Here is an 11890-nt window from a genome sequence, read left to right as displayed (position 1 = left end):
CCGCATCCGCGGGATATCCAACACCCCGCGACACCGCCACATCGGACGACATGGCACCCAGGAAGTTGACCGAGCTGGCCTGTGCCCGGGCCGAGTTCCCCGACGGCCTGGAATGCGACCGTGGCCGCCCGCAGACCCTCGCTAGGGGGCAAACGAGCTGACCGCGCTTCAAGAGGTGTTCTTCATATGCGGTCAAGATCACCGGACTCCTCGCTGCTCTCCGCCCCAGCCCATCCGCGTGAAATCGTCAGCATGTCGTCGCTCTTGAACCTCGGCTGTGATGGATGATGGGCGGACATGGCCTTAGGCGGGCCACGTTCCGACCGCCGCCCGATCCGGCGTACTGGAACGCAAGGAGCGTGGCATTGCACCTGCCTGCACCATCCACTTCACAGTCGCAGCCCATCAGTGTTCATCGACGTGCGAGATCGGGTCAGGGCGCGTCGGGAAGGCACTGCTATGAGCCGCCACTCTTCGTGGGATTCCCGCAAACTCCGATACTGGGCCGAGTGCAGCGGACAACCTCGCCGCGCCGGCCTTCCGACCGGCCATCCAGCCCCCTCAGCCTCGCCGGCGCAGGCGCTCCTTGAGAGCCACATCCTTGAGCAACTGGGCACATCGCCAGGTCTGTGCGCGCATCCGTTCGGCATCGCCGCACTGAGCAGCAGCACCCGAACGTCCCTCACCCTGCACCTCGACGCCTATCTCGGCGAGGGGCGGTATTCCTTTCCCGAGCATTGCCTGCGTCGCCTGCTGCCTGCGGTTCCCGCCTCTGGCAGCAATGATGATCTGCCCGGTATCCCCGGTCTGCGGGTGGGAAGTATCGAGGGCCGCAGCCGGGAGCTGCGGCTGCGTATGGTGGGAGACCTCGGGCCAGACGTGGAAGTCGTACTCGCCCTTCCGGTCGGCCTGGCGGAGGATTGGAAGGCCGTCGAGCGTCGGTATCGGCACTGGTGCGAAAGCAACGGCATGCGGCCGCTCTGGGCAAGCCCGGCAATCGATCCCCTCGAATCCGCCTGCCTGGATGCCTACCCCAGTCTCGAAAACGCCCGAGTCAGGCGGTCCGTGGTAGGAAGCGCTCTCCTTCGGCGTATCGCTCTCTTCCACACCGTCACCGCCTTCTACCGTGTCCAGTGCTGGGAAGACGGCAATGGTTGGAAGATCGACGCCCGCACCGCCCACCCTCGTGCCCACTGGCACGACCAGCTCCTGCAGCGGCTGTGCCACCCGCGATGGGGCCTACCGGTCAATGTCTCTCACCGGTTCTGTCACTGCGCCGAACCGAACGCGCCCTATCAGTGGGGGCATACCTGCTCCTTCTACTTCGGCGGCCGGAGCACCAGCGAGGACGTCCCCATCTACCTGCGTGTTCACGCATCCCCCGAAGGACGCGATTACGCCTGGCAGATCAAGACGTTGCGTGAGGTCGGTGCACCAGAAGGCTGGATGACCCGGGCCCTCCCCCAGCAAGCGATCCAAGACCATGATCAGCACTTCAGAACGCAACTCCGGCGCTCGTCCGCTCGCTGAGCACATGCCCGGCCCAGACCTGCCGCCCGCAACGGCGCCCATGACCGCCGAAGCATTGCTCGCCCACTGGCCCACCAGCGCGTAGAAGGTGGAACTCCTCTACGGCGTGCTCGTCTTCATGGGCGACTTCGACAAGTATGACCTGGACACGGCAAGACATACCCATCCAGGCCCTCGCCTGGTACTGAATGCCGACGGCGGCCTGGAGGTACATCCCGCAGGGGCAGGCGTCCCCACGCCACTCTTCGATTAGCGATATCAAGCCGGTTGCAACCCATCTCCCTGGATGAGTCCGGATGGATGTACCTTTTTCCGGCTGTAAGGGGACGCGTGACGCCGGTCAGTGAAGAGCGTTAAGCGTGCGGTTCAACGCCTGCTTCAACCACGCATCGTGGTGCCCCGACCCCTATGGACGTCCACGGGTTGCCTCTGGCAGTTGGGCGGCCCAGCGGTGTTGTGGCACTGCGACCTGGAACACCGACCACGCCTCTAAGGATGAGACCGCTTGATGGACACGGAACAGGTCAGCGCGTTGCGGGGACTGGAATCCTGCATCGAACACCACAATCAAGTACTTCGGCGTGCGCGAGAGCTATGGGGGGAAGCAGAGGAGGCCGCCCAGAGCATCGGGCGCCTTGTCAGTCTGGCGTTGTCCACCGGCACTTCCTGGGCTGAGCTGGGCCGATTGCTTGCGACAGTCGACGAGGCAGCTGTACCTGCCGGCCTCAAGGCGCAGGACAGATCAAGTCGCCCGAGTACGACGAAGGATCCGTCTGGAGACCCAGACGCGCCCGAACCCAAGGCAGCCGGCCACGTGTCGGACGGACCCTGCGCTCCTCAGACTGAGCAAGCCGATCCCCTGCCGGAGCAGGCGACGGGCGATGAGCCAGGCATCGAGGAGCGTGCGCTGGAGATCGTTCGCGGTGTGTCCTGGCCATCCGGCATCGAGGTGGGAACGCTCAGGAGGGCGCTGGCGGCGGAGGGGCGCCCCGTAACCGAGGGCCAGGCGCGGGGTTGGTTCGACGAGTGGAGTGCGCAAGGCCAGGTGCAGCGCGTCGATGCCGATCGATACCTGCGCAGCGATCTGCTCTTGGACAGCCCCACGCTCGCCACAGGCGACCACGCCCCCCTGCTCTTGCGTCGTGCCCACCAAATCCTCACCGCGTCCCCAAAGAAGGAGATGGCCACACGCGAGCTGGCTGCCGCACTCAACGAGAACGTACAGATCGTGGGTGGCGAGCTCTGCTCCATGCTGCGGGAAGTGGGAGTCCCACGCCCCAACCGTGGGAGGGTGACTGCCCGCTACGGAGGGGAGACCGGACCCCGGCTGCCAGGCTTCACGGCTGAAACCTTGGGCGAGGCCATCGCCATCTACAACGATCGGGGAGCCTGCGCCACGCGCCCTGGGAGCAGCCCGCGCGTCCCCGAGCAAGCGGCATCAAGCGAGCAGCTCCGGATGGAGACGGCGAAGGAAGGCCCCTCTTCTGCCGCAGATCAGGGTGCACAGCAGACCGGGCGTGAGCGTGCGTTGGAAATCGTCGAAGACGCCGGCGTAAGCGGGATGACCCACAGTGCGCTCATCCAACAGTTGGACGAGGAGAAGCACCTCGTCACGGGCCCGCAGCTGCGTAGCTGGCTGATGCAGTGGACCCGCGACGGCACAGTGCGTCAGCTGCGTGACGGCTCCTACATGCGCGCCGGACGCACCTTGGCGTCGAGCGCTGAAGACGACGACACGGTCCCTCTTCTGCTGCTCAGAGCCCTTGACGCGGTGCGGGACGCCGGGGGTGTGATGTCCAGCAAATCGCTTTTCACCGTGCTTCAGCGCCAAGCCCCGATCCACCGCGACGCTGCGGACCTGGCCGGCCAAGTGGTCGGCTTGTTGAGGAAAGTCGAGACACAGCGCCCCAACCGAGGGATGGTCCGGGTACTCGCCGATCACCCACGGATGCTCGGGTTCACGGCGGCAACCCTCGAGCAAGCAGTCAACGCCTACAAAGCGACGGCCCGCAGGTAGTGTCCCTCCGACCCGAGGAGCAAGGGCCGGGTTCATGGATGGAAACCTCTCAGGGTCTGCTCGCCAGCTGCCGGCCGGAAAGCGGCGCCGGCGCGGCCAGGACGACTCGGCGGAGCACCCGGGGCATCGGGCCCCCGTCGTGGACCCGACAGGCGATGCCGCCCCGTGTGGTACTCAGCGTGCGGAGAACGGCGGGGTGGTCAGCCACGACTTGACGAGCGCGGCCGGCACCCGCGCCGATACGTACGGGGCGAGGGCTCCGGCGATGGCCGCCGCGAGCTCGTCGACGTTGCGGACCAGGTATCGGGGTGGGGTGATCCAGATCCGGGGCTCGACATCCGGGTCGTCCTGGTTCGCGAAGAGTTGGGCGTACAAGTGCCCCAGTCCTTCTTCGTAACCCCAGATGCTTGACTGCTCCCAGCCCGGCATCCAGAACGGGTGCGGCCCGCCGCGGGTCAGGTCCGGTTTCGGCGGCCGCGGCTTGGCGAGCTGGGTGTACGAGGGTCCGTAGACGATCTCCCACAGGCCGTCGGAGTGCTCGAGGACGTCCATACGCACGTGCTGCTTTAGGGTGCGCAACTGGCTGCGGAATTCCTGCGTGCCGAGCCCGGCCTGCTGGGCGAGTACCGGGATCTCGGCGTCCCACAGGTCCAGGCCGAAGATGACGGGAATGTCGGGGCTTTGGAACGGATCGGCCTCCACCTTGGTCTGCTCGGCCACGGCCAGGAACACCCTCCGAGCCTTCTCGTCGGCGATGTCCCTGCTGTGTACGTACGCGATGGCGCTCTTGCTCATGGATCTTCTCCTGCTCGTCAGGTTTTGCTGCCGCGGCCGGGCTCGCCCTGGCCGCGCCCGTTCAGGTGCCGGAGGAGGTCGGAGAGCACCGACATGGTCTCGGGTCCTGTTTGGGTGATCTGGTCGGTGACGGCCAGCGCCTGCAGCTTCGGAGCCAGCTGGTTGAGCAAGGCCAGCGCGTCGGGCAGCGTCTTGGCGTAGAACTGCTCCGACCACTCCACCGATCCTTCGAGGTCGAACAGGAGGACGGCTCGTCGCGCCGCGCCCAGACGGCCAGGGTCAGCGGCACCGAGTACATCTCTCCAGCCCCGGTCCAACAGGTGTAGCCGGCGGATTTGACCGCCTCGGTGAATGACTTCTCCTGTTGAAGCGCCAGCGGGTCCTGGCAAGAGCTCCAGCTCCCCGCGCTGTAGACCCAGCTCTGCCCTGGATCTCCGGAGCTCTGCGGCGTGCTCTCGGTCACGGCCATCCCTTCCTTGGTATGCGTCTCGGTTGTCACGTCTGGCGGGCGTGGACCAGGGCCCGCCAGGCGGCCCGTACGGGTTCTTCGCCGTCGATCCACCGGGTGGTCGAAGTGCTGGGGAGCGGGAGGCCGGCCATGTAGTGGGCGATGTCGGTGAAGTACGAGAAGTCGCCGCTCGCGGTGAGCACGTGTAGGCGGTCGATGGTGGTGGCCACCTGCTGCTCTTCGTCGCGGATCGCGTGGTGGAAGGCGCAGGCGAGTTCGATGAACCGGAGGAGGAAGGGCAGCCCAGCGCCCTCGACCTCGTTGCGCAGGTCCTCGGCGCGGCTGGTGACGCCGTCGGCTCCCGCGTCCTTGATCAGGCCGACGATGTCGGCGAGGAGCCGGTTGGAGCGCTGGTCGAGTCCTTCGAGGAGCTGGTGGGCGTAGGCGAGTTCGTCCTCGGCTCGGTCGGGGTCGGCGAAGGACACCGCGAGGGCGAGGCGGACCTGCGTCATGGCCCGCTCGCCGGCGGCCCCGTGCTGTTCGGCTTCGGCGCGGCCGGCCTCGAACGCGGCGACGGCCTGGTCGGTGTTGGCGTGGGACCAGTGGATGTCGCCCAGGACGCGGTGGTGGCGGCCCTTCCAGCCGAGGGAGGGGACGGCCGCGAGGGCGGTGGGGAAGTCTCCGGACAGCCTCGACAGGTTGGCCAGGCCCCGGCGGGCCTTGGGAGCCAGACGCCCGCCCCCGTCTGCTACCTGCTGCATCCCGGCGCGGGCGGCCTGGTTGTTGCTGAGGTCCTTGTGCGCCTTGGCCCGGTAGTACAGGGCCAGCTCGGTGAGTTCGGCGGGCAGCAGACCGGTGTCGAGGATGTTGGTGAGTCGTTCGGCGGTGCGGGCGCGGTGTTCGTGCTGGCGGCGGGCGATCGCGGTGAGGAGCTCGGCCAGGGCGTCGGCGGGAGTGTCCGGCTCGGGCTCCGCGGTGGCGGGCAGCGCGAGCGGCTCCCAGACGGAGTCGTCGGTGTACGTGAAGGCGGCCTCGGTGAGCCAGCCCATGTCGGTGAGGTGGTGGTCGCGGGCCAGGCGCAGGCCCTGGCGCAGGCACGCCACCAGAAGCATCCGGCTGGGCCCGGTGGTGGACTTCGTCCACTGGTCACCGAGAGCGGCCAGGGCTCGTGCGGCGGCCTGCTGCCAGTCGGCTTCGGTCCAGTGGTCTTCGCTGTGGTTGTCGTCGTGGACGGCGGTGCGGATCGCACGGTGCAGGTGGAAGGGCCACAGGGCGTAGGGATCCTGCGTGACCAGGGGCCGCTCGGTCAGACGCCGGGCGGGTGCTTGCTGGGTGAGGCCGGCGGCGTTGGTCGCGAGGTCGAGGTCGAAGGCGTCCAGCAGGGCGACGCTGCGCAGAACATGCCGTTCCTCGGGGCTGAGGTCGGACATGACGCGGGCCAGGAGCGCGGGGAAAGTGCAGTCGAAGTCCGCAGCCACCGGGGTGCGTCCGGAGCGCCGGATCTCGAGGAAGCGGCTGACGGCGAGATCCAGGTGCAGGGGCAGGCCGTGGGAACGGGCGGTGATCGCGGCCCGGACGTCAGCAGGGATGAGGGGCTGGCCGTCTTGGACCAGGCGGCGGGCGAGGTGGAGCTCGCAGTCCTCGGGAGCGAGGTCCCCGACCAGGTGCTGGCGGGCAGCCGGCACGTTCGTACGGGGGCCGGGAACGGCGGAGTGAGAACCACTGTCGAGGCCCGGCCAGGCCGTGGGACCGGTCCAGTCGAGCTCGCCGTGCAGGGCAGGATCGGCCCACTGCAGCCGGGCGCGGCCGCCGATGATGAACAGGACGTTCGGCATGAGCCAGACCAGACGCTGGAGCAGCCGCTCGAAGTCGCGGTGCCGGTCTGCGGTGTCCTCGAAAGTGTCCAACAAGACCACCGGGGTGAGCTTCTTCTTCGCGGGCAGCGCCTCCAGGTCCCAGGCCAGCAGGTGCGGGTAGAAGGACAGCGCCTCCAGGTCCGGAGTGGCCTCCAGCAGGGCCGCGGTCCGTGCGGCGCCCGCCAGCGCCCGGGCCTTCTCCTGGCGCTCGCGCAGGGCGGTGACCAGAGCGGAGGTGAGCTGTCCGGCGGCCGAGCCGACCAGGCCGGGCAACTGCAGGGCACCGGCGACCTCGCTCACCCCGGCCTGCAACTGCCCGGGCAGCATGCTGGCGAACCGCCCGGCCAGCCCGGTGCGCCGGACGTACTCATCCAGCGGTTCCCCGGGGTGGACGTGCTCCCAGTAGGCGCGCAGCGCGACGTCGAAGCCGGGCAGGGTCCGGCCCAGAGCCCCGGCGAGCGCGAGGCGGATCGTCAGGATCACCCGCTCGAAGTCCGAGCCGGTCGACGCGGCCCGGGACAAGTCGATCCGGATCGGCAGGAGCCGCCGCGACCAGGCGGGTGTGCCCCACTGGGCGGGGCGGTCCTCGGTGTCGGCCAGCGCCGCCTCGATCTTGCGGAGCAAGGTGGACTTCCCCACGCCGCCCACCCCGTGGAGCATCAGCACATTGTGGCGGGGCGCTTCGAGGTCCTCGACGTCGAAGCCGGGGAGGGCGATCCGGCGCAGGTGCTCCTCGACCACCCCGGAGACGACGGCCCACTGGTGCTGCCGGTCGGTGAACGCCTCCGCCGTGGTGAACAACGGGTCGTTCGAGCTGAACAGCGCGCGCAGGTCGGCCATGGTCCCCCCAAGGTGATCGTCCGTCCCAACCTATTGGGCGCTGGGGCCTGGTGGGAGCACTCTCCGCGGGCGGGCCCGGGAATCGCCGGTAGTGGACGGTGAACCAGCCACGGCCGACAATGATCCTTTTGTCTGCTGTTCCCGGCTCGAAGGTTGATTCCCATGCCCGATCCCACACCCCCCTGCTTCCCTTCCCCTGACTCCGCCGGCCCGGTGGTGGGGGAGGTGATCGCCTGGTACCAGGAGCGGATCCTGGCCGAGCGGCGCTCCCCCGGCCCCGACCCCCAGCGCCTGCAGCAGCTGATCGCCCTCCACGCCGCCTGCGTGCAGGACCAGCTGCGGCTGGAAGACGCCGACCTCGAGGAGCAGGAGCGCATCACCGTCCTCTACGCGGCCCGGCTCAAGGAACTGGAGGACAGCGGGGCGTAGCCGTACTCGGAGCCGGCGAGGAGGGGCAGCGCGGCCACCGCGGCCGGGCCGGAAAGCCGCCGCGGCCGCAGCCGCTCGGGCATCAGCGGCCTGGCCAGAGCGGAGACCTCCTCCACGTCGGCCCGGTATTCGGGCATCTCCAGCTGCAGCCGGCGCTGCCCGGCCCAGAACACGGCGGCTTCCTGCTCGGTGTACGGCCGGGCGTGCTCGGCGCGCAGCGCCGCGGCCCCCGGCGCACGGACCTGTGTCACGGAGGCTTCGGCGGCAGAGGAGTACAGGACGGTGGTGTCGCGGCGCAGCACGATGACCGAGTCGGCCATCCCCGACTCCTCGGCGGCCGCGACTGCTTCGGGGAGCACCGCGAAGTGGGTGTTGTGCCCGCGCTTGGTGGTGTAGCGGTCGTTGACGCCGAGCCGTCGTACCTGGGCGTAGCGGTCGGCTGTGCCCTGGCGGGAGTCCGCCGCGCGCACGGCCAGGACCACCAGCTCCACCCGGTAGCCCGCCTGCCGGTACAGCAGGATGCTGTTCAGGAGGGCGGCCGGACTGGAGGGGGCCATCTCGACGACCGCGTCGCCGCGGCGCTGGCGTACGTACGCCTCGGCCATGGCCTGCCAGGCCCGGTAGTCCGCCCGGATCCGCTCCCCCGCGGTCCGGGGCTCTTCCTTCAGCAGCTGCCGGTAGTCCGGATGCATGCTCTTGAACTTGCCGCCGCTGATCTGGGTGGGCCTCCCGCGCAGCGCACGGCGCAGCAGCGGTGTCATACGGGTTTTACCGGAGCCGGGCTGCCCCAGCAGGAACACCACGACCGGCCGGTCCTGCGGGGTGATGTTCGCCAGGTAGTTCGGCGCGATCAGCTCGTCGAAGATCCAGCGGTGTTCCTCGGCGGAGAGCCGGTGGTAGTCGACGCCGGGCGCCTCCCGCCACGGCTGGGCGATCCGGCGGACGGGTTCGGCGAGCGCCGCGGCCCGCTCGGCGTCCCGCCGTACGGCCAGCGCCCAGTCCGAGGGGAGCCTCGGGTCGTACGCGCGCCGGTCGGCGTCGGCGAGCTGGCGCCGGAACACCCCGGTCTCCGCCGCGCTCCACGGCCGCAGCCACTCCGCCAGTACGGCCTCGCGGGCCGCCGGCAGACGCAGCCACCTCTCCTGGGGCGTGAGCTCGTTGGAGTACAGCACCTCGGCCCCGCGCCGCACGACGACGAGACGGTGGGCCAGGCGTCCGGCCTCGATGTCCGCCAGGACGTCCGGCACGGCGGCCGCGCAGCCACTCTGGTTCTCCCAGGACACATACCGGGGCCGGCCGTCCTCGGCGAGCCGCAGGTACCGGTCCAGCACCCCGAGCTGGGATACCGCCTCGGGGACGGCCAGCGCCACGACCTCGACCCGGTAACCGGCCCGCCGGTAGAGGGCCATCGACGCCAGCAGCGCCGCCGGATCGGCCAGTGCCTCCTCCACCACCACGTCGAAGCGGCCCGCCCGAACGCGGGTTTCGACGGCGGCCTGCCAGCGGTAGGTCTCCGGCCGGACCCGTACCCCGGCCGTACGCACGTCCTCCGCTAAGAAGGAGGCGTACTGGACGTGGACGTTCTTGTAGAGGTCCCGCTCGACCCGCACCGCGCCACCCCGCTTGGCCAGGGCGGCGTGCACAAGGTCCATCACCAGGGTCTTGCCGCTGCCGGCCTGACCGACGACGAACACCACGACCGGCCGTTCCTGGGCCACCGCGCCCAGTACCGCGGCAGACAGGAGCGCCTGCTCCAGGGCCGCTTCGTTCTCCCTGCCGGACAGCCCTCTCACGGCAGTGCCCGCACTGTTCACTGGGTCTCCTGTATAGGCCGAGCGACCCGTCCCGCAGGACGGGTCGCTCGCTGGGGTTGTCTACTGGGGTGCCGGAGAGCGCCTTCGCGGCTGCTTCCTGCGCCTCGGCGGCTACATGCCGGCCCGCAGCTCCATGACCTGCTCGGTGAGCGTGTTCCGGCGCCGGTCGTCGTCGGTGATGATCCGGCCCACCTGCACGTCGCTGATACCGAGGGCCTTGGCGGCCTTCGTCTTGCCGCCCCACTGCCCACCAGTGAGCTCGCGGACCATCCCCGCGTACGTGCGCTGCCACAGGGCATCCTGCGCCGCGAGCGCCTCCCGCTCGGCCTTGATCCGGGCCGCCGCCTCCCGGGGGTCGGCGGGCAGTCCGAGGCGGAGGAGCCGGGTGAACTCGTCGAGGAGGTCCTGGTCGTCATCGAGGTCGTTGACACCGCCGGCCGTCGTGTAGCTCGTCGGGTCGGCCATCCGGTCCTGGGCCAGCCCGATCTGCGGCTGCGCCTGGTCGGCGGCCTGATCGGGGGTGAGCTGGTCGACCGTCCAGGTGCTGTCGTCCTGGCGGCCCGGTTCGGTCCGGTAGGCCCACCAGATGGTGCGGCTGTCCGGGTCGAGGACGATCACGTGGAGGTCCTCGTCGTGGTGACGGGTCAGCTCCGTCAGCCGGTAGGCGGCCGCGGAGGCGTGGGTGCCGATGTACTTCTCGGCCGCTTCCAGGTCGGCGACGGTCGCGGTATGCAGCGGCTGCACGGGTTCCCACATGGTGTCCCCCAAGGGTGGCGTGATGCGGAACCCCAGTATCGACGCACCCCCGTCGAAAAGCAACGGGGGCACGTCGGAATCACTCCTCCCGAAGGGCGTTCTTCGCCGGGTCGAGATGGTTCATCGCGTAGACGTGCTCGTCGGGGTGACGTCGCAGGCGTGCCATAACCCAGGCGGTGCGTGCGTCCATGCCCGGACCGAAGTCGGCCGCCAGGCGGCGGGCGTCCCACGTCGTCCGCGGATCAAGTACCCAGCGCCACAGCCACGTAGAAAGCCGAACCCGGCCCATGCCGGACACGGTCTCCCCCGCCGGAAGGGGCGCGCGGACAGGCTCCTGACCGGGTCGGTCCGGCTCATGTGGTGTCGTAGCAGTCACGATGGCGAGTGTCCTGAGGAATCCGCCCCCGCATCGGCCGCCGGCTCCGTGTTCACCCGAAGGCTCGACCTGTCCCCGCCATGGTTGACGCCCAACGGGACGCTGAGGAAAGCATTCCTTGTACGCCGACGGCGGCCTGGAGGTGCATCCGGCAGGAGCAGGCGACCCCACACCCCTGCTCGCGTAGCGACGTGCCGACGTCAGGACCGCGGGCTATTCCGGGCAGCCAGGAGAAAGGTCAGGGCATGCCCAAAACAGCGTGCGTCCCGGGTTCTTCAACGACCCCATGGCCGATCGGTGACGGGCGGGGACCTCTCAGCGGGCGGGGCCGTTCGCACTGCGTAGGAGAGCGAGGATTTCGGTGAGCATCTTGCCGTGCTGCGCCAGTACGGCGCCGTGCTCGTCTTGGGTCTGAGAGATCTTCTCCAGCAGCGCGGTGCGGGACTGCTCGACCTGCTGGCGCTGGCGTACGGCAAGAGCTTCGGTGCGGTCCAGGATGTCCTGGGTCTCCGCCAGGCGCTCCAGGGCCGCCACCCGGCGGGCCAGCTGGGTGTCCGGGTCGTCGTAGATCGGCTCTTCGGACACCAGGGCTCCGTTCATCGAGAGGGCTCGTACGCCCCACTGATTATCGCAGTGCCCAGCCCCGGAGCGGAAACGCATGCCGTGGCCCCCGGCAACCCGGGCGCGAGCCCCGCACCATCTCCGGGCCCGGTGTGCCGGAATCGCCAGGGCGAACCGGGTGTTCCTTCGGCGCTGCCCGGCCGGTATCCCCGATGATGGGGCCGCCTCGAGCACCGGGGCCAAGGCGACGCGGGGAGCAGGTTCATGGTGGTGGAGGCCGGTACGCAGGAAGATCGCGTCACGGGGAGGGTGTGGGTGGTGCGCCTGGACCCCCACGGGCGTCCTTCCGCCGGCACGGTCCGGCTCACCTGCTCCCGCTCTGCCTGCGCCGAGCAGCGCCTGCCCAGCGCCGCCGAGGGCCGCAAGGCCGCTGTCGGACACCTGAACACGCACCTGGCCCAGATTCGT

At 69.5% G+C, this 11890-nt stretch carries 9 protein-coding genes; 3 read left to right on the top strand and 6 right to left on the bottom strand.

What is annotated here, in order from left to right; genetic code table 11:
- Positions 1-459: 459 nt before the first annotated feature.
- A complete protein-coding gene (locus ACQEVM_RS38255) occupies positions 460-1530 on the top strand; it encodes a hypothetical protein (RefSeq protein ID WP_433087339.1) in 1071 nt (356 codons plus the stop codon).
- 505 nt (positions 1531-2035) lie between these two features.
- Positions 2036-3547: a hypothetical protein gene (locus ACQEVM_RS38250; protein ID WP_433087337.1), complete on the top strand. Its 1512-nt coding sequence runs from the start codon at positions 2036-2038 to the stop codon at positions 3545-3547.
- A 174-nt stretch (positions 3548-3721) separates the two neighbouring features.
- On the opposite strand, the gene ACQEVM_RS38245 is transcribed toward ACQEVM_RS38250, so the two are convergent.
- From ACQEVM_RS38245 to ACQEVM_RS38235, 3 genes are all read right to left on the bottom strand, one after another.
- Positions 3722-4342, bottom strand: a complete 621-nt coding sequence (locus tag ACQEVM_RS38245) for a hypothetical protein (RefSeq protein ID WP_433087335.1) — start codon at positions 4340-4342, stop codon at positions 3722-3724.
- A 17-nt stretch (positions 4343-4359) separates the two neighbouring features.
- On the bottom strand, positions 4360-4563 hold the full coding sequence (locus tag ACQEVM_RS38240; RefSeq protein ID WP_433087333.1) for a hypothetical protein: 204 nt from the start codon (positions 4561-4563) through the stop codon (positions 4360-4362).
- Positions 4564-4837: 274 nt separating this feature from the next.
- Positions 4838-7486: an ATP/GTP-binding protein gene (locus ACQEVM_RS38235; protein WP_433087331.1), complete on the bottom strand. Its 2649-nt coding sequence runs from the start codon at positions 7484-7486 to the stop codon at positions 4838-4840.
- Positions 7487-7648: 162 nt separating this feature from the next.
- Between ACQEVM_RS38235 and ACQEVM_RS38230 the strand changes: the two genes are divergently transcribed.
- Positions 7649-7915, top strand: a complete 267-nt coding sequence (locus ACQEVM_RS38230; protein WP_433087329.1) for a hypothetical protein — start codon at positions 7649-7651, stop codon at positions 7913-7915.
- Here the strand turns inward: ACQEVM_RS38230 and ACQEVM_RS38225 are convergent.
- From ACQEVM_RS38225 to ACQEVM_RS38215, 3 genes are all read right to left on the bottom strand, one after another.
- Positions 7873-9729 (bottom strand): zeta toxin family protein, encoded by a 1857-nt coding sequence (locus tag ACQEVM_RS38225; RefSeq protein ID WP_433087327.1) that lies wholly within the window; start codon positions 9727-9729, stop codon positions 7873-7875. The genes ACQEVM_RS38230 and ACQEVM_RS38225 overlap by 43 nt on opposite strands.
- 111 nt (positions 9730-9840) lie before the next feature.
- Entirely contained in the window at positions 9841-10473 is a 633-nt protein-coding gene (locus ACQEVM_RS38220; RefSeq protein ID WP_433087325.1) for a hypothetical protein, read from the bottom strand.
- A 703-nt stretch (positions 10474-11176) separates the two neighbouring features.
- Entirely contained in the window at positions 11177-11446 is a 270-nt protein-coding gene (locus ACQEVM_RS38215) for a hypothetical protein (protein WP_433087323.1), read from the bottom strand.
- Between the last annotated feature and the right edge of the window lie 444 nt (positions 11447-11890).

Origin of the sequence: Streptomyces sp. CA-243310, from assembly GCF_050936775.1 — a bacterium.
GTDB lineage: Bacteria > Actinomycetota > Actinomycetes > Streptomycetales > Streptomycetaceae > Streptomyces.
The sequence above is the reverse complement of the archived record's forward strand: the minus strand, read 5'-3'. Positions and strand labels throughout refer to the sequence as shown.

Excerpts from the sequence above, each read along its gene's own strand:
- ACQEVM_RS38245 (WP_433087335.1), bottom strand. The coding sequence starts at position 4,342 with ATGAGCAAGAGCGCCATCGCGTACGTACACAGCAGGGACATCGCCGAC.
- ACQEVM_RS38235 (WP_433087331.1), bottom strand. The coding sequence starts at position 7,486 with ATGGCCGACCTGCGCGCGCTGTTCAGCTCGAACGACCCGTTGTTCACC.
- ACQEVM_RS38230 (WP_433087329.1), top strand. The coding sequence starts at position 7,649 with ATGCCCGATCCCACACCCCCCTGCTTCCCTTCCCCTGACTCCGCCGGC.
- ACQEVM_RS38255 (WP_433087339.1), top strand. The coding sequence starts at position 460 with ATGAGCCGCCACTCTTCGTGGGATTCCCGCAAACTCCGATACTGGGCC.